The sequence below is a fragment of the Njordella aestuarii genome (genome assembly GCF_056494165.1).
In genome coordinates, this window is the sequence record NZ_CM151397.1 from 3,681,523 (window position 1) to 3,702,258 (window position 20,736).

General features: G+C 50.3%; 16 protein-coding genes. 9 read left to right on the top strand and 7 right to left on the bottom strand.

The window, feature by feature from the left end; all coding sequences use genetic code 11:
* Positions 1–20: 20 nt before the first annotated feature.
* On the bottom strand, positions 21–2,033 hold the full coding sequence (locus SH451x_RS14765) for an alpha/beta hydrolase domain-containing protein (RefSeq protein ID WP_479357751.1): 2,013 nt from the start codon (positions 2,031–2,033) through the stop codon (positions 21–23).
* Between the two features lie 197 nt (positions 2,034–2,230).
* Between SH451x_RS14765 and SH451x_RS14770 the strand changes: the two genes are divergently transcribed.
* From SH451x_RS14770 to SH451x_RS14790, 5 genes are all read left to right on the top strand, one after another.
* Entirely contained in the window at positions 2,231–3,415 is a 1,185-nt protein-coding gene (locus tag SH451x_RS14770) for a thiolase family protein (RefSeq protein WP_479357752.1), read from the top strand.
* 25 nt (positions 3,416–3,440) lie between these two features.
* Entirely contained in the window at positions 3,441–5,471 is a 2,031-nt protein-coding gene (locus tag SH451x_RS14775) for an AMP-binding protein (protein WP_479357753.1), read from the top strand.
* A gap of 115 nt (positions 5,472–5,586) precedes the next feature.
* The gene (locus tag SH451x_RS14780; protein ID WP_479357754.1) at positions 5,587–6,933 is read left to right on the top strand and encodes an acyclic terpene utilization AtuA family protein; all 1,347 of its coding nucleotides are present in this window, start codon (positions 5,587–5,589) and stop codon (positions 6,931–6,933) included.
* A 4-nt stretch (positions 6,934–6,937) separates the two neighbouring features.
* Positions 6,938–7,306, top strand: coding sequence for an AtuA-related protein (locus tag SH451x_RS14785; protein ID WP_479357755.1), 369 nt, complete (start codon positions 6,938–6,940; stop codon positions 7,304–7,306).
* Positions 7,307–7,310: 4 nt separating this feature from the next.
* Positions 7,311–8,621 (top strand): CitMHS family transporter, encoded by a 1,311-nt coding sequence (locus SH451x_RS14790; RefSeq protein ID WP_479357756.1) that lies wholly within the window; start codon positions 7,311–7,313, stop codon positions 8,619–8,621.
* A 46-nt stretch (positions 8,622–8,667) separates the two neighbouring features.
* Here the strand turns inward: SH451x_RS14790 and bshB1 are convergent, their stop codons facing one another.
* Entirely contained in the window at positions 8,668–9,387 is a 720-nt protein-coding gene (gene bshB1, locus SH451x_RS14795) for a bacillithiol biosynthesis deacetylase BshB1 (protein ID WP_479357757.1), read from the bottom strand.
* A gap of 4 nt (positions 9,388–9,391) precedes the next feature.
* Positions 9,392–10,882 (bottom strand): amino acid permease, encoded by a 1,491-nt coding sequence (locus SH451x_RS14800; protein WP_479357758.1) that lies wholly within the window; start codon positions 10,880–10,882, stop codon positions 9,392–9,394.
* Between the two features lie 657 nt (positions 10,883–11,539).
* On the opposite strand from SH451x_RS14800, the gene SH451x_RS14805 reads away from it, so the two are divergent.
* Entirely contained in the window at positions 11,540–12,241 is a 702-nt protein-coding gene (locus tag SH451x_RS14805) for a GDSL-type esterase/lipase family protein (RefSeq protein ID WP_479357759.1), read from the top strand.
* 1 nt (position 12,242) lies between these two features.
* Positions 12,243–12,944, top strand: a complete 702-nt coding sequence (locus SH451x_RS14810; RefSeq protein WP_479357760.1) for an NAD-dependent deacylase — start codon at positions 12,243–12,245, stop codon at positions 12,942–12,944.
* Here the strand turns inward: SH451x_RS14810 and SH451x_RS14815 are convergent.
* Positions 12,941–13,996 (bottom strand): transaldolase family protein, encoded by a 1,056-nt coding sequence (locus SH451x_RS14815; protein ID WP_479357761.1) that lies wholly within the window; start codon positions 13,994–13,996, stop codon positions 12,941–12,943. The genes SH451x_RS14810 and SH451x_RS14815 overlap by 4 nt on opposite strands.
* 273 nt (positions 13,997–14,269) lie before the next feature.
* Between SH451x_RS14815 and SH451x_RS14820 the strand changes: the two genes are divergently transcribed.
* Positions 14,270–15,748, top strand: a complete 1,479-nt coding sequence (locus tag SH451x_RS14820; protein ID WP_479357762.1) for a vitamin K epoxide reductase family protein — start codon at positions 14,270–14,272, stop codon at positions 15,746–15,748.
* A gap of 50 nt (positions 15,749–15,798) precedes the next feature.
* Here the strand turns inward: SH451x_RS14820 and SH451x_RS14825 are convergent, their stop codons facing one another.
* Positions 15,799–16,593, bottom strand: a complete 795-nt coding sequence (locus SH451x_RS14825; RefSeq protein ID WP_479357763.1) for a dienelactone hydrolase family protein — start codon at positions 16,591–16,593, stop codon at positions 15,799–15,801.
* A 237-nt stretch (positions 16,594–16,830) separates the two neighbouring features.
* Between SH451x_RS14825 and SH451x_RS14830 the strand changes: the two genes are divergently transcribed.
* Positions 16,831–17,877: an alpha/beta hydrolase gene (locus SH451x_RS14830; protein WP_479357764.1), complete on the top strand. Its 1,047-nt coding sequence runs from the start codon at positions 16,831–16,833 to the stop codon at positions 17,875–17,877.
* A gap of 124 nt (positions 17,878–18,001) precedes the next feature.
* Here SH451x_RS14830 and SH451x_RS14835 read toward each other — a convergent pair whose 3' ends face one another.
* Together SH451x_RS14835 and SH451x_RS14840 are read right to left on the bottom strand one after the other, a co-directional pair.
* On the bottom strand, positions 18,002–20,209 hold the full coding sequence (locus SH451x_RS14835; RefSeq protein WP_479357765.1) for a methyl-accepting chemotaxis protein: 2,208 nt from the start codon (positions 20,207–20,209) through the stop codon (positions 18,002–18,004).
* A gap of 91 nt (positions 20,210–20,300) precedes the next feature.
* Complete coding sequence (locus SH451x_RS14840) at positions 20,301–20,729, bottom strand: chemotaxis protein CheW (protein ID WP_479357766.1); 429 nt, start codon at positions 20,727–20,729, stop codon at positions 20,301–20,303.
* Between the last annotated feature and the right edge of the window lie 7 nt (positions 20,730–20,736).

Genomic DNA, 20,736 nt, shown 5'->3' on the forward strand with positions numbered 1-20,736 from the left:
ACCAAGCTATCCCTCACTGCCTAATTGGACAGGATCGAACTTGCGTCGGCCTCTTGAACAATCCGTTCGGCGTCGTCTTCGAGCAAAAATCCCTCGTTGACCAATTTGGTCGCAGCCATTCGAACACGATCGACAAAGCCTGCATGATTTTCGTAACGTTCTGCCAACGAGAGCCTTGGATCCTGCCGTTCTTCTCGCTCTTTTTTCGTCTCGGCAAATGGTATAAAGCCGCCGAAAAATCCGCTTGCGCGATTGTGGTAGTAACCTCCTTCTTTAACATTCCATCCAAGGTACGTTCCAAGCGGGACCAAGTGTTGCACCGAGGGAACACCTCCGATTTCATTGCCATCGCGATCGACACGTGGAGCCAAGCCGGGGATGATGCGACGAATAGTTGGCGGTACTTGAAGCTCGCCTTTCATTGTATTTGCATCGAATTTTGGTCCAAAGTCGTAGTCGAGAAACTGATTCAACAAATTGTTTGGCAAGGGCCAGCCTGGGATCAGCGGGAATCCCATCGACTCTGCATTCGGACCGACGAGGTCGCCAATAGAGAGCAATGGGTAACGGCTCTCCGGCGGCTCTTCTCCACGAACAGTCCATGCTACAAGCGCGTCGAAGAGAGCTCGCATCGTTTCTGTTTGCGGATTCTGGTTGCCAGGCAGTTGAAACGTCCGATTGCGACTCAACTCCAAATCAAAGCCACCACGACCTCCACCGTGCGTTGTCCCCGGAAAGTAATAGCGTCGAACGGCATCCGGCAAAGGGATATCTTCATCGGCCTCGGTACCCACAATTCCAGGCGACATGCGAAGCCCCCAGTATTCTGCGCTTCCATAGGTCTCAAACACCTTCGGACAAACGTTGGCCTGATTGCAACGATCGAGCAGACTCCCAGTTTTCAAACCGCGTACGCTGTCGCTATAGTTCCCCCACCAGAGAACGCCTTCGCTACCTGGTTCGTACATCGACGCCGCTCCTCCAGGTCGAGCGAAACGAAAGTTGATCGGCAACTGCCTAGCTGCAATATGAGGGTTTGCGCCGTCCCAAACAATGCGGCTCGATTCGTCCTCATTGAATCCCAAATGCAGAAAAGTTTTGATGAAGTTACCTGCCTGCGAAATCCCCTGCGCAATCACATGGGTGACTCGATTCTCGAGCAGATTCTCAGCCTCGGCTCGACCGTACCGAAAATGCGAAACGATATCGCGTGTCGCTGCAAGACCGATCCCCAACACAAGTGGGTCCTTAGCGGTATAAACGATTTCGTAAAGCTGCGTCTCGTCAATTCCACCACGAATGGAGATCCGCGTTGGATCGGGAACTCCCGGAAATGGCTCAGAATCGCAGTTTGCAAAAGCCCAGTCGTCAGGCGATATTGGCACCACAGCACTATCGTCGCTAGTACGTCGCGTCAGCAAAGCTTGTCTCGTATCCAGCGAAAAAGGTGGATAGACGCTGGGAATTACCAACGACTTTGCATTCCGAGCATGATCGAAAAAACGATGCAGGACTTTACCGGTGATCGCAGAACCGTCCTCGTTTTTTGCGACTGGAACAGTGATGGTTTCGGATCCGGGACGTGCTGGCAAGTCTCCTTGCCAACCACTGTAAAGAATCGAGTGACCTCGGTTATAAAGGAACCCATCGCCGGGATCTCCGCCTTGCAACGCTTGAGCCATCAGATGGTTGCCACGGTTTGGGACAGAGTATACGAGCACACCGCTCGATCTGCTCATATCGACCGGCTTGATCATTGTAAAGGTTGCAACGTACTCGACTCTTCCACGTTCATTTCGCGGCGCAAGTTCAAGGTCATGGATAATGGCGTTTCGCGAGTCGAAAGGATCAAGCTCACCGAATGCACGTCCAATAACTTTTTCATAAGTTCCGGCTTCTCCAAACGACCTGCCTTCAAAGGTCGGACTTTCTCGCGAATCGATCTGAATACTCGTAACTTCCGCTTGCACCGAAGTACAAAAAACAAGAAGTACATAGACACCGCTTACCCAAGCCAAAGTCGATCGGTACATTGGACACCTTCCGCATAACCAACAATTCAGACATGCACGTTTATCGTGATACATAAGTTCCTACCAGCGCAATGCACCCTACGCAACTAAGGGACAGTAACATTTCGACGAGCAAAGGCAATTGGATTGTCTAGCCAACTCACACCACACTGAACATTGAAGTCTAAGTACCCGCCAGTTAATCAAAATTTTCATTCATGAGCTCAACAGTATTTATCGCCAGCGCAGCACGCACTCCCATCGGACGTTTTCGAGGTTCGCTCGCATCGATTCCCGCCGTCGAATTAGGAAGTCTTGCGATCGCAGCAGCCTTGACTAGATCACAGATTCCGCTCGACGCTGTCGACGAGGTGCTGATGGGAAATGTTCTGTCCGCAGGCTTAGGACAGAACCCTGCTCGGCAAGCTTCGTTCGGCGCTGGACTTGGGACGCATGTAAGCGCGACAACCATCAACAAAGTCTGCGGTTCGGGGCTTAAAGCCGTGATGCTGGGCGATCAGGCAATCCGATGCGGTGATGCGAACGTTGTTGTTGCCGGAGGCATGGAATGTATGAGCCGCGCTCCCTTTATTTCCGATTCCATGAGAACTGGCCAAAGCCTCGGGCACGTGCAGTTGACAGACTCAATATTACGCGATGGTCTGACCGATGCCTTTGACCAGACGCATATGGGCATTTTTGCTGAGCGATGCGCTTCAAGATATGGTCTGAGCCGAGCTCTGCAAGACGATTTCGCGGTTGAAAGCTACCGTCGCGCCAGAGAGGCGACTGCTTCAGGGCAATTTGAAGATGAACTTGTCATTGTCGAAGCGAAAGGCAAAAACGGCACATCGCTCAGCAAAGATGAAGAGCCGGAGCGCTTTGACGAAGTTAAACTCAGACAACTACGGCCTGCTTTCGAAGCTGAAGGTACAATCACAGCCGGAAACGCTTCATCGATTAATGATGGGGCAGCCGCCGTCGTCCTGATGTCCGAATCAGCAGCTAGAGAAACCAGTGCAACTTGCGTCGCGAAGATCCTTGGTCACACATCGGTTGCTCAAGAGCCTGAATGGTTCACTCTGGCCCCTATTGCGGCGATCCAACAACTTTTGAAGCAGCTCTCGCTTTCAGTAAATGACATTGATTTGTTTGAGATCAACGAAGCGTTCGCTTGCGTTCCTATCGCTGCGATGCGAGAACTTTCGATACCGCATGAAAGGCTTAACGTTAACGGCGGCGCGATCGCACTTGGACATCCAATTGGAGCAAGCGGTACCCGACTCTTGGTTACGCTTGTCAACGCAATGCGATTACGTAACGCGAAAGTCGGCGTAGCAGCACTCTGCATCGGTGGTGGTGAAGCGGTAGCAATGGCAATTGAGCTAGTGAACAATAGCTAGTTCAATAGCAACAGAGGCGCGAATAATGGAAACAACAGAAGTAACGCAGAAACTTATCGATGGTGGCACACTTGAGACGGAAGCCGCCCAAGTTGTGAACTCGCTCGTAATAATCCAGACTCACGAAGATGCAGTTCGAACTTGGACTAAACTATCACAACACGTGCTAACGCCTAAGCATGATTTCAAGCTCCATCTCGAGTTGTACCGTCGATGCTTCCAACTCTCAACATCGCTCGACCAACCTATCTGGACTCCTAGCCCAATCTCCGTTGACCAAAGCAATATCGCACGCAGTCAGAAAGAGCTTGGTCTCGCAAGTTATGCCGATTTCCACCGCTGGTCTATTGAAGATCGCGAATCGTTCTGGCGTCATGTAATCCGAACACTTAATATTCGTTTCGATACGCGCTACGAAAGCATAGTTGACGACATCTTCTCGGTCAGTCCGTCGTGGTTGGTCGGTGCTCGACTGAATATCGTTGAGAGTTGCTTCGATTCGCTGTTCGATCATCGCATTGCGATCAGAAATTTCATCCCGAAAGAAGGCGATTTCGGCTATGAAGAAGTCACTTATGAGACACTTCGCCGGATCTCTGCCCGAGTTGCCAATGGGTTAATCGAAAGCGGTACTGAACCAGGTGATGCTATCGGCATTGTGATGCCAATGACACCGACTGCCATCGCAATATATCTCGGAATCATAGCCGCTGGTTGCGTCGTTGTATCGGTTGCAGATAGCTTTGCGTCGCAAGAAATCGAATTGCGATTTCAAATTGCTAACGTCCGACGCGTCTTCGTTCAAGACTTCGTTGAATGGGGAAGCAAACGAATGCCAGTATACGAAAAGATCTTAACTTTTGACTGTGCTCGAGCGATTGTGGTTACTAACCATTCGTCAGTAAACCTGCGAGCAGGCGACGAAGAGTTGTCGACCTTTCTCTCGAACAATTCGGAGTTGCGATACGCGGCACGCAAACCAGACGATACAATTCAGATCTTGTTTTCTTCCGGAACAACTGCCGAACCTAAAGCCATCCCATGGGATCACACGACACCAATCAAGTGTGCGATGGATGCCTACTTTCATCATAATCTGCAACCCGGAGACGTCACCTGCTGGCCAACGAGTCTCGGCTGGATGATGGGACCGTGGTTGATTTTTGCCTCTCTGATTAATCGCTGCACAATAGCTACATACCCACAAGCGCCCACGGATGAAAACTTTGGCCGCTTCGTCCAGAATGCACGCGTGACTATGCTGGGCGTGGTACCAAGCCTTGTGAGATCGTGGCGTCAGCGTGACTGCATGCGCCAGTTTGATTGGTCGGGTATTAATGCGTTTAGTTCTACCGGAGAGTGTTCGAACCCCGAAGACATGGTCTATCTAATGCACCTTGCAAAATACCGACCGGTCATTGAGTATTGTGGTGGGACAGAGATAGGTGGCGGATATGTAACAGGAACAGTTGTCCAGCCCTGCATTCCGTCAACGTTCAGCACGCCGGCCCTCGGAATTGATTTGCTGTTGATCGGCGATGACGATAAACCAGCAGAGCAAGGTGAGGTGTTCCTTCGTGGTGCATCAATCGGACTTTCTTCGCGTTTGCTCAATCGCGATCATGCTGACATATACTTTGGCAGAGGCGTTGTCGACGAAAAAGGCGTCCGTCTGCGGCAGCACGGCGATGAACTTTGCAGAATGACAAACGGCTATTTCCGGGTAGTGGGCCGTAGCGATGACACCATGAACCTAGGCGGTATAAAAGTCGGTTGTGCTGAGATTGAACGAGTCGTGAATCGATTGACCGGCGTTATGGAAAGCGCCGCGATTGCTTGCAGTCCACCGGAAGGCGGCCCTTCTCGGTTAATTCTTTTCCTGGTACTGAAATCCGGGGTAGATGATACCGCTGAGTCTCTCAAACCTGTTCTACAGAAGATGATCAGCTCCCAGCTAAATCCGCTTTTTCACATATCAGAAATTCGAATAGTCTCTTCTTTACCTAGAACGGAGTCGAACAAAATAATGCGCCGAAAACTTCGAGCATCCGTTTAACCCTCTCATTTTACCTCGAATCCAATATCACAAGTCCTTTCAGACGAACGCTTCGACAACGCGTGCACTCACGCTTGTTTGCCGAAATACAGTGACTTTATCGAAAGACGAACATATGAAGAAGAAGCTTCTTGTCGGATGTGCCGCTGGCTTCGGGCAAGACCGGACCGATAGCGCAGGTCCGATCGTCGAAACGATGATCAAGAGTGGTGAGTCTGGTGTTCTTGTCTTCGAAATGCTAGCTGAACGTACTCTCGCATTGTCGCAACTAGACCGTCGCAACGACGCCACCAAAGGCTACGCGCCACTTCTCGATCCGATGGTCCGACCTATTCTTAAAAGAACCACTGAGCATTCGATTCCTATCGTTAGTAATTTTGGTGCCGCCAACCCAACGGCCGCTGCTGTAAAAATTCAATCGATTGCACATGAGTTAGGTCTACAACCATTGCGAATCGCCATCATTCACGGTGATGATTTTTCTGATCCGCGAGGCAGAAAGATCTTGAACGAATTCATCGACGAAGAAATAGACCCCAGTGATCTTGTGAGTGCAAATGTATATCTGGGTGCCGAATCCATTGCCGACGCGCTGCGTGCAGGTGCACAAGTCGTCGTTGCTGGCAGAGTTGCGGACCCATCGCTGGTTCTGGGGCCAGCGTTCGCTCACTTTGACTGGTCGCAAAACGACTGGCAAAGGTTAGCGCGTGCAACCATGGCTGGACATTTGCTCGAATGTGGTGCTCAAGTGACAGGCGGTTACTTTGCCGACCCACCCTTTAAAACTGTTACCGATTTACACGCTGTCGGCTATCCCATAGCCGAAATCGATTCAGACGGAACCACAATAATTACAAAACCCGATGGAACCGGAGGCGAAGTCTCGTTGCGCACTGTAAAAGAGCAATTGTTGTACGAAGTTCATGATCCGGCGGCCTACGTTACTCCGGACGTCGTTGCAGATATTTCTCAGGCGTATGTGACGCAGCTTGGAGAGAATCGTGTTGCTCTACATGACGTCGAAGGCCATCCTCGCACGGACACTTTAAAGGCACTAGTGTGTTACAACGGAGGATGGCTGGGGGAAGGAGAAATCTCGTTCGCAGGCCCCAACGCTGAGATGCGTGCTAGGTTGGCGGCCGACATTGTCCAACGTCGAGTAGGCAGCGAACTCGAGCTACGCTTCGACCTTATTGGAGTTATCAGCGTGTTTGGGGACGACAAGAATCGCGCTCAAACACATAAATCACAAATCACCTCGAACGATGTCCGCCTCCGTATAGCAGGCAGCCATGCTGATCGATCGACCGTCGAACAAATGCTCCGTGAGGTCACCGCCCTTTACACGTGTGGACCCGCCGGCGGCGGAGGCGTTCGGACTGCGATTCGGTCGAGACTTCATTCCGTTTCGTGCCTTGTGCCGCGAGACAAAGTTTCGTCGTCCTTTGGCTTTTTGGAGTAGCTTTATGACTGAACTTAAGACTCGTGTCAAAATTCACGCATTAGCACACGGACGGTCGGGTGATAAAGGTGACACGGCCAATATAAGTGTTATTGCTTACCGAGAAGAATTCTTTCCAGTGCTCGTCGAACAGTTAACCGTTGACCGAGTCGCGGAGATCTTCAGCTATCGGAAGCCCGCTCGTGTCCAACGATTCGTACTCACTAAGCTTCATGCTCTAAACTTCGTAATTGACGGCGCGTTAGATGGAGGCGTCAACGAATCATTGGGGCTGGATACACACGGTAAGTGCTTATCGTTTCTGATGTTAGATGCGGAAATTGAAGTGCCGACCGAACTCCGTAGTTTAATTAACACAGACCGACAGGCTTAATCATATGCTTGCTGCGTTAGGCTTAACGACAATTGCCGCTCTTTTACTGCTCATCCTTACCAATAGGATGTCGCCGTTGGTCGCATTGATTTCTGTTCCAGTGGTCGCATCTCTCGTTGCTGGTTTTGGCTTGCAGACAACAGACTTCGTTCTTAAGGGAGTAAAGGACATTGCACCTTTTGCTGCGATGTTCATGTTCGCGATACTATATTTCGGAATTATGACCGATGCAGGCATGTTCGATCCGATCGTTCATCGCGTCCTCAAGGCTGTCGGCACCTCACCATCCCGTATAACGTTAGGCACTGCTGTACTTACGGCGTTGACAATGTTAGACGGATCGGGGGCTACCACGTTTTTGACGACCGTCCCGATCATGTTACCACTTTACAAACGCTTGGGCATGGATATTCGTGTTCTAGCCTGCGTGGTTTCATTGGCTGCAGGTGTAATGAATATGTTGCCGTGGGGCGGGCCTACGATTCGCGCCGCGGCGGCTTTGAAAGTTCCGGTAGCTGAAATCTTCATGCCGTTGCTGCCGGTCCTAGGGGTCGGCTTAATCTACGTGGGCGGAGTCGCATTCTGGCTCGGCAGGAGAGAGGAGAAACGACTGAAGTTTGACGGAGCGGCGCTCGCGCCCATCGAGGTAACTGCTCACTTGCCTTCGCTTGATGAAAGACAAAAATTCTTACGTCGTCCTAAGCTCGTCGTGCTCAATGCAGCTATCACATTAGTCTTATTGACGGCATTGATCAGCGGCTATGCTCACCCAGCCGTTGCCTTCATGCTGGGTACGGCGATCGCACTGCTTATAAACTACCCGACAGTTCAGAACCAAAAAGCCGTTATCGAGGCTCATTCGAAAACGGCTCTACTGATGGCAAGCATCCTTTTCGCTGCTGGATCGTTCACTGGTATACTCAATGAAACTGGCATGCTCAACGCCATGTCCCAGGCGGCAGTCACGTTGTTCCCACAAAATGCAGTGGCACATTTGCCGTTCACTCTTGGTATCTTATCGATGCCGATGAGCCTCGTATTTGACCCTGACTCATTCTACTTTGGCGTACTCCCAGTCTTAACAAGCATTGGCGTTGAGTCGCAAGTGCCAGCCACGCAGATTGCTCAAGGTGCTTTGCTAGGACAAATGACCACCGGTTTTCCAGTCAGCCCGTTGACGCCAGCCACATTTCTGCTCGTCGGTCTCTCCGGAATCGAACTTTGGCAGCATCAGCGATTTACGATACCTTACTTGTTTTTCGCTTCCGTCGTTATGACTATCGCCTGCGTCGTCTTCGGCGTTTTTCCGCTCTAAAAGCACCATACAGGTTATTCAAATCGGCGCGTTAAAATGAAGTGCGCTAGATCAGAGACTGGAGATCCATAAGGCCGATAGGTTCGCGAGATGTGAACGGTTCGCCGTAAGTCTTGCCGATCGCTTTCCCCCAGTAGAGCGATTCGTGCTCCATTCGGTCCAGAAAGGTCGGCCACTCTTGACTACGACCTGCCACGAACTGGCTTTGATAGGCTGCGATCGACGCCTTCTTTACTTCCCATTCCGCTGTAATGTCGACAATAAATGCCGGCTGTGGCGTTAGCTTCAGATGCACACAATAGTAGTTGAAGATACGTTCTGGATGAAAGGGCTCACCGAGCAATTCACTCTTGCTCAACTTAGACCAAAATCTCGCGCCATCCACCAGCTGCGTTGCTGCAAGATGATCCGGATGGGCATCTTCCCAGTACGGAGCAAACAACCATCGCGGTCTGACTGCTCGAAAAATATTAGCTAGGACCGCGCGGTTGTCTAAAGTAGGCTCTAGAAACCGATTGCGCATGCCAGCGTTATGTCGCCACGTCAGTTGCAGGTGCTCGGTCGCTCGTTGAGTTTCCTCAATGCGAAGCTCTGGCGTTCCATGTGGCGTTGGTTCGCCCGTAGTCAGATCAAGAATTCCAACTCGCCATCCAGCACGCAACATTTTAACTATAGTTCCGCCCATGCCGAGTTCAGCATCGTCGGGATGCGGGGCAACAACGAGCATATCAAGCGGTTTTTCAAGAGCGGGAAAACCAACGTCCATAAAATTACGCTGCCATACGACGAGGAATAACAAAACCAAAGTACAAGAACATGCCAACAGCCATCCAGACAACGAATCGCCACCACGTTGCAGCTGGAAGCTGCAGCATCAGGCCGACACACATGATGATGCATGCTGGGCACACAAAGTAAGCGAACGGCACGCGAAATTTTCGCTCAATCCCTGGCTGTTCCACTCGCAAAATCAAAATGCCGCCCGCGACTAACGCAAAAGCGAATAGCGTTCCGATGCTAGTTAGCTCTGCGGCCAAAGCGATGTCTATAAACGCAGCCGGAATGCCCACCATCAATCCAGTCACAATCGTGGCCCATATTGGAGTCGAGAACCGCGAATGAGTCGAACTCAGAAACTTCGGAAGCAGACCATCGCGACTCATAGCGTATAAAATGCGACTTTGAGCAAACTGAAGAACCAGTAATACACTGAACATCGACAGCACGGCGCCCAACGAAAGTATCAGGGCTACTCGATGTTCTCCTACGGCCTTCAACGCCTCAGCAACCGGACTTGCGTTATCAAGCATCTGCAATGGAACCATTCCAGTTAAGACTGCGGCTACAGCGACGTATAAGATGCTACAAATCGCGAGCGAAGCAAACATTCCAATTGGCACATCTCGTTGCGGGTTCTTGCACTCTTCAGAAGTCGTCGATACGGCATCAAAACCGATGTAAGCGAAAAAGATTAAGGCCGATCCAGTGAGGACTCCTTTGACTCCATTTGGTGCAAAGTCTTGCCAGTGAGTATCAAAGTCCACATGCTTGAGCCCGAAATAAAGAAACATTCCAATCAAAGCTATTTTAAGTGCGACCAAGATTCCGTTGACTGTAGCGGATTCCTTCACACCTATCATGAGGAGGACTGTGATGATGAATACCACTAAGAACGCTGGCAGATTAAAAATGATCGGTATTCCAAGATGTGGTGCCGAGGCCACTGCGGCTTTAGCAAGTTCAACTTGCGCCGCTGTATGAGTCGCTTGTTCCGCTAAGATGTGACGAACACTCATCGGATCGATCGACAGCCAAGCCGGAAACTCTACGCCAATGTAATGTAATAACGTCTGCATATAATCTGCCCAGCCAATCGCAACTGCTACGTTACCAACGGCATATTCGAGCACCAAGTCCCAACCAATGATCCAAGCAAATATTTCGCCGAACGATGCATATGCATAAGCGTAAGCACTGCCAGACACAGGAACCATCGATGCAAATTCGGCATAGCAAACGGCAGCTAGACCACAGGCAATCGCCGTTATGATGAAAGACAGAACAATTGCAGGCCCCGCCCCGGGATGACCAGCGGATCCAACAGCCGCAGTACCTGTCAGCACAAAGATTCCCGTGCCGATGATGGCCCCAATCCCTAGCAGCGTTAGCTGGACGGGTCCCAACACGCGGCGCAAACGAGTGTCGTCTACATCCGAGGCAACATTGCGTTTGAAAAGTAGTACTTTGGATAGGGATGCCATTTAGTTGTTTCCAAGGTAGACAATCACCGTACGGAAATCCGCCAGTTGCTTTGTGCAATGTTTTACCGCACCTTGCTGAACTTACAATCAGCGAAGATACATTCTAGTACTTCGGCAGCTCGACTTTACTCGGTTAACCGTTATGCCAAAAGAGAGGCTGAGCCTCGAAGACAGTGCGTTCCCAGGCGGAACCTGGGAACGAGTCCGAGCTCCGCACGAGTGAAAATACTGGTTACCAGGCTCTGCCTGGTAACCCACTGCACTGCAGGCTCTGCCTGCGCATTTGCTCCGTTAACCGTTGTACCTGAAGAGAGGCTGAGCCTCGAAGACAGTGCGTTCCCAGGCGGAACCTGGGAACGAGTCCGAGCTCCGCACGAGTGAAAATACTGGTTACCAGGCTCTGCCTGGTAACCCACTGCACTGCAGGCTCTGCCTGCGCATGTGCTCGGTTAACCCTTATGCCAAAAGAGAGGCAGAGCCTCGAAGACAGTGCGTTCCCTGGCGGAGCCTGGGAACGAGTCTGGGCTGGAAACGAGAGTAATCATTCTGGTTCCTCCGGGTCGATCCCTTCACCGGCTTCGATTAAACTAGCTTATCCAGAATTGAACTACCTGCTCAACCAAGTTTCTTTCAACGAACCTGCCTCAAGAGGTCATCGTGCTACTAAAAGCTCTCGCAACACTGCTCTTCGTCGCTCAACTGCAAGCTGATCCAATCGCCGCTTATCGGGACGAAGCGACTAAGTGGGAGCCTGACATTGCGAAGCTAGAAGCCCAGAACAACGATCAAGTCGCAACGCAAGAACATGTACTCTTTCTTGGTTCTTCAAGCATTCGACTTTGGGATTCAATCGAAAAAGATCTGCCCAATCACAAACCGGTCCGAAGAGGTTATGGAGGAGCTCGTTTCAGCGACTTGGCTGTCTACATTGATCGCCTGATAGCTGGACACGACCCGCAAGCAGTGGTCATTTTTGTTGCAAACGATATCTCGGGAGACGACGAAAAGGATAAAGAACCAGAAGAAGTTGTCCGAATTTCACGCTATGTAGTTGAAAGGATTCGGATCGCGATTCCAACTGCACCGATCTTTTTCATTGAGATCACGCCGACTCCCAAAAGATTCTCGGTTTGGGAAACAATCGCTAAGGCGAATGACGGCATCGCTTCCCTCACGAAAGAACTAACTAACACACATTTCATCCCGACTCGAGACCGCTATTTCGACGAAAAGGGATTACCGATTTCAAAATATTTCCAAGAGGATCTGCTCCACTTGAATGCAGAGGGTTACGCAATTTGGGGAAAGATCATCGACGAAAATCTTTCGAAACACGCTCAAGAAGAAACGCGGGAGTAAGATGAAGATTGTCGTTTTGACCGGTGCCGGGGTGAGCGCAGAAAGCGGTTTGAAGACTTTCCGTGACGCTGACGGTCTATGGGAAGGCCATCGTGTTGAAGACGTTTGTAGCCCGGAAGCGTTCGAGCGAAACCCAAGGCTGGTATACGATTTTTACAACCAGCGAAGGCGGCAGTTGCAAGAGGCATCGATCGCGCCGAATTCAGCTCACATCTCCATCGCCGTGTTTGAACATCGTTTCCCAACGGACTTCTTGTTGGTCACACAAAACGTAGACAACTTACACGAGCGAGCTGGCAGTAGGCAGATTTTGCATATGCATGGCGAACTACTCTCGGCGCGTTGCTTGGACACGGGCAAAACCTACGCATGGCACGGTGACATTGACGAGTATACGCCTCATCCCGAAGATCCTCTGTCAAAAGGTCGACTTCGCCCCAACATCGTGTGGTTCGGCGAAATGCCACTTCATATGAACCGCATCATATCCAAAATCCGAGCGTGCGATGTGTTTGTGGCGATCGGAACTTCGGGGAATGTTTATCCCGCTGCCGGTTTTGTTTCAGAAACACGCCCCGACTGTCGACGCATTGAAATCAACGCCGAACAGACTCAGATTAGTTCAGCATTTGACGAGCACTACATAGGACCTGCCACCAAACAGGTCCCGCTGGTCTTCGAAATGCTATCGGCAGAAGCCTAGCGAGCTTGCAGTTCCCCACGAGCCTTGGCGACAGCCTCAAGTAGTTTTTTCTGCGGTGTCGCAAACTTTTCAAGTCCCTCCGACATCAGCGTTTCTTCCAAGTGTTGCACGTTAATTGCCGCATCTAGTTCCTCTTGAATCGCTTTTGATGGCAGCTCACGAACGCGACTTTCGAACTTGCGGCCACTCTCTGCAATCGCCTCGTTAGTGGCCGGAGGGTTCGTCTGGATGCCATCACCGGCCAGGGCGTCAACGTACTTCCAAGGTGGATCTTTGGGATCTTTGGTTCCTGTGCTTGCGAAAATAATTTCTTGTTCCAACGGCAGCTTATGCTGGCTCCAAAACTCTTCATTCATCGCAAAGAGACGCTTGGCGTTGAGGATTCCATACATTCCCTGCGCTTCTTCACTTAAACCCGCACAATGCTTGGCAGTATATTGGTCAATTCGTGACACAAAGATACTGTACACGCTCTTGAAGTTGTCGGTATTCTCGGCACGCTGTGCTCCACGCCAAACGCTGTCGCGAGCTGCTTCATACTGGCTTTGCGTAAAGATCAATGTCACATTCAGCGTAACGCCTTGTTGAGCAAGATGCTCAAGCGCTTCAATACCTGCTGGTGTTGCAGGAATTTTGATCATCCGATTCTCCTGCTTTTCCGACCACTGACTTCCTAAGCGGACGTATTCGGAAACACGCTTGTTGTGATCGATTTCATTTTCGACATCTTCCAAGATTGGATCGATCTCAAAACTCACCCAACCTGCATTGCCTTTGGTCTTCTTCCAAATCGGCAAAAAAGCATCTTGCGCCGATGATACGATCTTGTCGTTGACCGCCCAGCAGATCTCGTAATCGGACTTACCTTCGCTAATCATCGCCTGAATCTCATCATCATAAGCTCCACCTTTGATAAGCTCTGAAATGATGATTGGATTGCTAGTCGCACCTACCGCCCCCCACTCAATGTTTTGTTTGACAAGCTCCGGCTTGACCGAATCAAGATATAGCTTGGTGCCCGTGCTGATGAGCGATTTGATGGATTCCGACATATTGATTCTTTCCCAAGACAAGCGTTAACGAACAAAGTACCTAGTTTGTTTGTCCTTTTAACTTAACACGTGTTACCAATGAACAAAGAGCCCTTGTTGCGATTTCCGCCGTGCAAAAGGAAGCAGTGCACGACAAGATCGGCCGGACGCCGCCTACTCACGTAAGGGCGACTGCAATCGAGATACGGATAATAACATTCATCCAAATGGAGCATGGCATGAGGATTGCTCAGCGGCATGATGTAACCGCTTCCCTTTTTAAAAGGACATTCGATGTCTCACACGCACAACTCAGCCTACTTGAACACTCACTCAATCACGCTGGGCAAGTCGGCCGGCGCGAGAACTGCGGACGTCCACTCGAGGTCCCGCACCTTTTTCGGTCAAATTGATAGAAATTGGATCGTCGCACTGCTAAGTATTGTTGCGTTGAGCGTTAGCGGATACCTTGCGTGGGCCAGTTTGACCTCATCCAAGGTTGCCGGATGCGGAGGTGATGTTTTTGATTGCGGGCATGTTCTTAACAGTAAATTCTCAAGCATCCTCGGGGTGCCTGTCAGTATTCTGTCCATCGCCCTCTACGCGACTGTGCTTCTCGCTCTTGCATTACCAAGTTCCAACAGCATGGCTATTCGGTTCCGAAACAACCTCCTAATCGGTGCTTCGTTCTGCGCGGGACTAGCTGCTCTTTGGTTTATCTCCTTGCAAGTTTTCTGGCTCGAACACTTATGCCCCTATTGCCTGGTCGCGCACGCATGCGGACTTGGTTTTGCCGCCACGATGCTCTCGACCGAGAAACTCTCGTTGGTTCGATTTATTACACTTGCCTCAGCAGCAGTAGTCCTAACATCTGGTCTAGCAACTGCGCAGATTTTGGCGCCCGAACCCGCTAGCTTCGAAGTTATCGATTACGATGTGCCATCTTCAACGCATACACAACTAGATAGCCCAGAGTCTGAACCTTTTCTCTTCGGCGCACCAGAGTCGGATGATGCTGAGATTTCCAATGACGAATCAGACAATCTGTTCGAACCGCCAACCGCCGCCGTACTATCTGATTCAAACTGGCAAATCGCTGCGATTACGTTAATCTCGCCGCAAATGCTGATCAACTCACAAGTCAGCGACGCTTCGGCAACGGCAGCCGATGAGGTCGCAGCCGAGAATGATCAACCCCGCACGATCACTGTTCTGAATAGCCTGCAGCTTGAGCCTTCCAAATGGCCCGTAGTTGGAGATCCTGAAGCGGAGCAGATCATAGCGGAGCTGTACGACTACACTTGTCCACATTGCCAAAAGACCCACGTGGCGCTGAAGGAAGCGATGAAGCGAAGCGGCGGCAAACTTGCAGTCGTTGCACTGCCGGTTCCCATGAACTCGAAATGCAACTCGACTGTTAAATCAAACGCTGCGCAGCATAGTCAAGCCTGCGAACTCGCTGAACTAGCAATTGCTGTTTGGCGAATTGATTCAGGTAAGTTCACCTCTTTTCATGACTGGCTATTCGAGCATAGCACAGACGCAACTGCGGCAAGAGAAGAAGCTGCACGCCTGGTTGGTGAAGAGGAATTGCAGAAACAACTACAAAGCGGCTTGCCGAGCAAATACATCGAAAAGAATGTCCAACTTTATAGCCGTGCTGGCTCCGGTGCAATCCCGAAGCTTCTTTTCCCTAGCTCCACTGCTGTCGGCGAAATGAGTTCGGCGGATTCAATCTTGTCACTTGTCTCGCAAAAGCTCGGCAGCCAGTAAGTTTACCTATCAGGCTGCTAACAAGTATGCACTGCGACGTGAACTGAAGTTTACTCGGCGAAAATCTCGTCGAAAAACACTCGCATTGCTTCCCATGACCTCTTGTCCGCCAGTTCGTTATAAGCCGCGCCTCTAGAGTTGTCATTGCCAGCCATTGGCTGCGTGAAGGAATGCACTGCATTGGCGTAATAGATCATCTGCCAATCGACTCCAGCTTCATTCAGCTCGCCCTTGAAGGCGTCAATATCAGCCGCGGTCATAAATGGATCATCAGCTCCATGGCAAACTAAGATCTTCGCTTGAATGTTCTTGCCGTCGTTTGGATTTGGCGAATCTAGTCCACCGTGAAAGCTTACAAGGCCGCGGATGTCAGCGCCAGACCTCGCTAGCTCAATAGCACCCGTACCTCCGAAACAGTAACCGATCGCCGCCACCTTCGTCGAGTTAACGGCATTGAGCGATTTTAACTGTTCGAGCCCAAGATTCAGTCGTCGTCGGAAAAGGTCTCGATCTGCTTTAAATTTTCCAGCAACTGCGCCGGCCGTTTGAACACTCGCCGGCTTGTTGCCTTCGCCGTAAATGTCGAGGGCAAAGGCTACATAACCAAGGGAAGCAAGCTGCTGGGCTCTGCTCTTTTCATAATCCGTGAGACCTAGCCACTGATGCACGATCAGTATCCCTGGGGCTTTTCGAGCACCGTCCAACGATGCTTTAGTGTCATCCCAAGCGACGAAGCCTACCAACTGGACATCACCGTCCTGATACGTGACTGACTTTGTTTGGACTTCAGCCGATAAATTACCGACCAGCGAAAATACGAACAATAAACTGCATAGATAACGCATAATCAACCTCTCAATTAGATAACAATGTGTCTGCAAATTTGAACCCAAGTCTACCGCTCGAGCCAGTGGGCTTCCAAAGCTTCCACGGAACTTTCACTTGTCCAAAGTACTATTTTAATGGCTAGCCGGGGTAGTGGGCGACCGTAGCCAAGTCACGCAAGGATCAAAAGTTGATTACAATCTTAGCTCCCCGCCACTGAATCCTCAAAACAGACTCCCGAAAAGGAATCCTTCCACATGCTTCGACGTTCATCTCACTTCTACCAAATCGCCAGCATCTTACTTCTCTTAAGCGGGGTCGCTTGCCACGCGCAAGAAACCGAACGAAGTACTGTCGATGGTCCTTTTGTTCCGCAACCTGCAGTCGATGGCGGCATTGTATTGCCATTATATGCACCCGATTCGTCCAAATTGAACAAGGACCGGATTCATGAGGCGGAAAGATACAACTCGACCAACGCCGACGCGACTAAACTTTTAACGACAATCAACATCCACAACCCGTCGATTGAAGTGCATTTAGCCGACAATCGTGAACAGAACGGTACTGTCGTAATTGTTGCTCCTGGCGGCGGACACAACATTCTTTGGGTCGGCCCCGAGGGATACGATATGATTCCGTTTTTTGCAAAGCAAGGTATCTCTACCGTTGTTCTTCGCAATCGATTGCGCGTTGATGGCTACGAGCCAACGAAAGATGCCGTTGATGATATGTTTCAAGCGATCCGTATAGTGCGATCACGTGCAGCCGAGTGGAAACTGGATCCAAATCGAATTGGAGCACTTGGGTTTTCCGCCGGAGCGGAGCTTGTCGCACCTGCAGCATTATTTTTTGATGGATTCCAGAACGATAATAAGGACGAAGCCGACCCACTTCGTGAAGTGTCAGCTCGCCCAGATTTTGTAGGTTTGGTTTACCCTGGTCCAACACCATTTACGAAAGCGCCCGAGACAAAGATCCCAGAGAATGTGCCGCCTTCTTATCTTGTCTGCGCCGGAGCCGACGATCGCGTGCACGCCATTTGGGCTGCGGACTATTTTAATCCAATGTTGAAAGCAGGCGTACCAAACTTGGAAATGCATATTTACGCAAGAGGAGGTCACGGCGGTTCTATCGGTGCAAGAAACGGTATTCCATTTGGTACTTGGCCGGAAACTTATATCAACTGGATTCGAGACCTGGGATTTCTCGAAGAAGCTGGCACAGAAACTAAAGCAGCGAAAGACGTCGCCGAGTACGCGCAAAAGAAAAACCAACCGCGCCGCCAAAATCGTAGAGATTGATTGACGGACCAGTCGGAAGTTGCTCAAGTGCACCTTCAGTAAATGCAAGAACGGCCGTCAAGCGATATACTTGACGACCGTTCTATTGATTTACATTCTCGGGCTAACTTTGGTCAACCTAAGTTTAGTACGTAAAGCGGGAAACCAAGCATTGTAGCTCCGTGGCCATACGAGCCAGTTCCGCGGCAGCTTGCTGTGTATTGTTTGCACCCTGAGTCGTACTGTCAGCCGCAACAGCAACATTCGCTACGTTCTGAGCAATTTCGACGGTGCCCTTAGCCGCTTCGGCTACGTTGCGTCCCATCTCGTTCGCAGTCGCTGTTTGCTCTTCAACTGCACTTGCGATAGTATTCGAGATGTCATTGATCGAGGTGATCACATCACTGATTTCCCGAATGGCATGGATTGCACCGCGAGTATCGCTTTGGATCGTATCGATCTTCTTGCTAATATCCTCCGTTGCCTTCGCAGTTTCTTTGGCAAGTTCTTTGACTTCGTTGGCAACCACAGCGAACCCCTTACCAGCTTCACCGGCTCGCGCCGCTTCGATTGTAGCGTTAAGAGCTAGTAGATTCGTTTGCTCCGCGATCGACGTGATTACCTTAACAACCTTACCAATTTCGCAACTGCTTTGACCGAGCTTCGAAATGGTTTGGTTGGTAGTTGCCGCGATTGAAACAGCTTGTTGAGACACCTTGGCTGCTTCGCCAGCGTTCATAGCGATCTCGCGAATTGCTGCATTCAGTTCGTCGACGCCTGTAGCAACCGTCTTGACGTTCTGGCTCACTTGCTCCGAAGCAGCAGAAACAACGTTGGCTTGCGCCGAAGTTTCTTCTGCATTCAAGCTCATCTGACAACTAACCGACGAAAGTTCTTCCGATGCACCAGATAGAGCCGCCGCGTTGTCAGCCATCGACGAGATGGTTTTGCGAAGTTCGCCAAAGAATTCGCCTAACCCGCGACAAATCTGACTGATCGCATCATCTCCAGTTGCTTCGATGTTTTGAGTCAAGTCGCCTTTGGAAGCGAGTTCTAGAAGATAGTCGACTTTTTTCCGCATTTCATTGCGAGAAGCAACTTGCTCAGTCAAATCAGTGGCGAACTCAACAATCTTGAACGGATTGCCATTGAGATCCAGAATCGGATTGTATGATGACTGCAGATAGACTTCTTTGCCACCCTTGCCCACTCGTTTGTACTCGGCAGATACGAACTCGCCTTTTTTAAGCTTTGCCCAAAACTCGCGATAGACTGGGCTTTGACGTTCGGCCTCGTCGACAAACATACTGTGGTTACGGCCTTTAATCTCTTCGAAAGAGTAGCCCAGCGTATCGATGAAGTTATCATTCGATTTCAACACTGTGCCATCAAGCGAGTACTCCGCGATTGCCTGCGATTTACTGACTGCAGCAAGCTGTCCTTCAAAGTCAGCAGATTGTAAACGATCTGCAGTAATATCAGTCGCGATTGCAACGATCTTCACCACACGTCCCATTTCGTCTTTGACGGCCGCGTAAACTGACTGTGTCCATACTTCGCGACCATCTTTCGCGATCTGTTTGAATACAGATGATTTGCTTAGTCCTGCGTTAAGATCGTTCCAAAATTCAAGGTAAGCATTGGAGTTCGCGTATGAATTTTCGACGAGCACCCGATGATGCTTTCCGACAAGATCGGTTAGGCTGTAGCCCATTACTTTGAGGAAATTCTCGTTCGCCGTAAGAATGTTGCCCTTAACATCAAATTCGCTGTAGGCAAACGAATTGTCAATTGCTGATAGAATTCCCTTGGCATTCTGGCGTTCGATTTCTGCGTCGGTAATATCATACCTAACTCCGATATACTTCAGAGGCTTGTTATTGGGTCCCATTACAGGTGCGATAACAGCGTCGACGTAGTACGGAGTTCCGTCTTTGGCTCGGTTTTTGATCACACCTCGAAACGTCTTACCACGACCGATCGTCGACCACAACTCTTTGAACACTTCCTTCGGCATGTCTGGGTGACGAGTCGTACTGTGAGGTGCGCCGATCAGTTCTTCGCGACTGTACTTCGATATCTCGACGAATTTGTCGTTGATCGAAACAATGTCGCCCTTGAGATCTGATTCTGAAACGATGCTTGTTAAGTTGACGATATCAACTCGCACGCGCAGCTCGTTGATCTCCGCGAGCATCGCTTCACGTTCTTCGTTGAGTTTATCGATCTGGGCTTTGAAACTCTCAAGCTCCGCGTCGTTGTTCTTGCGTACTACAGGTGCCTTAGTAGTCGCCGTTACTTTTTTCGCCACAGTCTTGGAAGCGGGTTTTTTGGTTTGTGTTGCAGTTGCCATTGTTTTTGCCTATCGGAATCAGGAGTTTGTGACTATTGAATTGTACGAGAAATGGTTGTTGTTTTTTGGTAGATGAATCAGCGAGCACTTGTTAATTCACATTCAACGCATGCTCCGTATTTAAAATGAGGATCAGTCGATCAGCTAGCTTGTACGCACCAAGGATCATCTCGCGAGAGCCGTTGAGAAGATTCCTCGGGGGCGGTTCCAGATTCTCTGGATCAATTTCTTGCACGTCGCCAATCTGATCAACCAAAAGGCTGATTACACCGTCGTCGCTCCGCACCACAACATTCATCGGCAACTGAGACTCAGGCGGTTCTGGAAGGCATAGCCGCTTACGAATGTCAATCGCAGTAACGATTTGGCCGCGAAGATTGATGAGTCCAACAACTGCTTCATGCGCCAGAGGGATCTCCGTCATCTCTTGGTAGCGAATCACTTCTTGTACGGACTGAACATCAACGCCATACATCTGGTCATCGAGATAGAACGTACAAACCTGTCGTGTAGTATCCAAAATGGAG

Excerpts from the sequence above, each read along its gene's own strand:
- SH451x_RS14830 (WP_479357764.1), top strand. The coding sequence starts at position 16,831 with ATGCTTCGACGTTCATCTCACTTCTACCAAATCGCCAGCATCTTACTT.
- SH451x_RS14770 (WP_479357752.1), top strand. The coding sequence starts at position 2,231 with ATGAGCTCAACAGTATTTATCGCCAGCGCAGCACGCACTCCCATCGGA.
- bshB1 (WP_479357757.1), bottom strand. The coding sequence starts at position 9,387 with ATGGACGTTGGTTTTCCCGCTCTTGAAAAACCGCTTGATATGCTCGTT.
- SH451x_RS14765 (WP_479357751.1), bottom strand. The coding sequence starts at position 2,033 with ATGTACCGATCGACTTTGGCTTGGGTAAGCGGTGTCTATGTACTTCTT.
- SH451x_RS14825 (WP_479357763.1), bottom strand. The coding sequence starts at position 16,593 with ATGCGTTATCTATGCAGTTTATTGTTCGTATTTTCGCTGGTCGGTAAT.
- SH451x_RS14815 (WP_479357761.1), bottom strand. The coding sequence starts at position 13,996 with ATGTCGGAATCCATCAAATCGCTCATCAGCACGGGCACCAAGCTATAT.
- SH451x_RS14800 (WP_479357758.1), bottom strand. The coding sequence starts at position 10,882 with ATGGCATCCCTATCCAAAGTACTACTTTTCAAACGCAATGTTGCCTCG.
- SH451x_RS14820 (WP_479357762.1), top strand. The coding sequence starts at position 14,270 with ATGTCTCACACGCACAACTCAGCCTACTTGAACACTCACTCAATCACG.
- SH451x_RS14790 (WP_479357756.1), top strand. The coding sequence starts at position 7,311 with ATGCTTGCTGCGTTAGGCTTAACGACAATTGCCGCTCTTTTACTGCTC.
- SH451x_RS14810 (WP_479357760.1), top strand. The coding sequence starts at position 12,243 with ATGAAGATTGTCGTTTTGACCGGTGCCGGGGTGAGCGCAGAAAGCGGT.
- SH451x_RS14835 (WP_479357765.1), bottom strand. The coding sequence starts at position 20,209 with ATGGCAACTGCAACACAAACCAAAAAACCCGCTTCCAAGACTGTGGCG.
- SH451x_RS14785 (WP_479357755.1), top strand. The coding sequence starts at position 6,938 with ATGACTGAACTTAAGACTCGTGTCAAAATTCACGCATTAGCACACGGA.
- SH451x_RS14780 (WP_479357754.1), top strand. The coding sequence starts at position 5,587 with ATGAAGAAGAAGCTTCTTGTCGGATGTGCCGCTGGCTTCGGGCAAGAC.
- SH451x_RS14775 (WP_479357753.1), top strand. The coding sequence starts at position 3,441 with ATGGAAACAACAGAAGTAACGCAGAAACTTATCGATGGTGGCACACTT.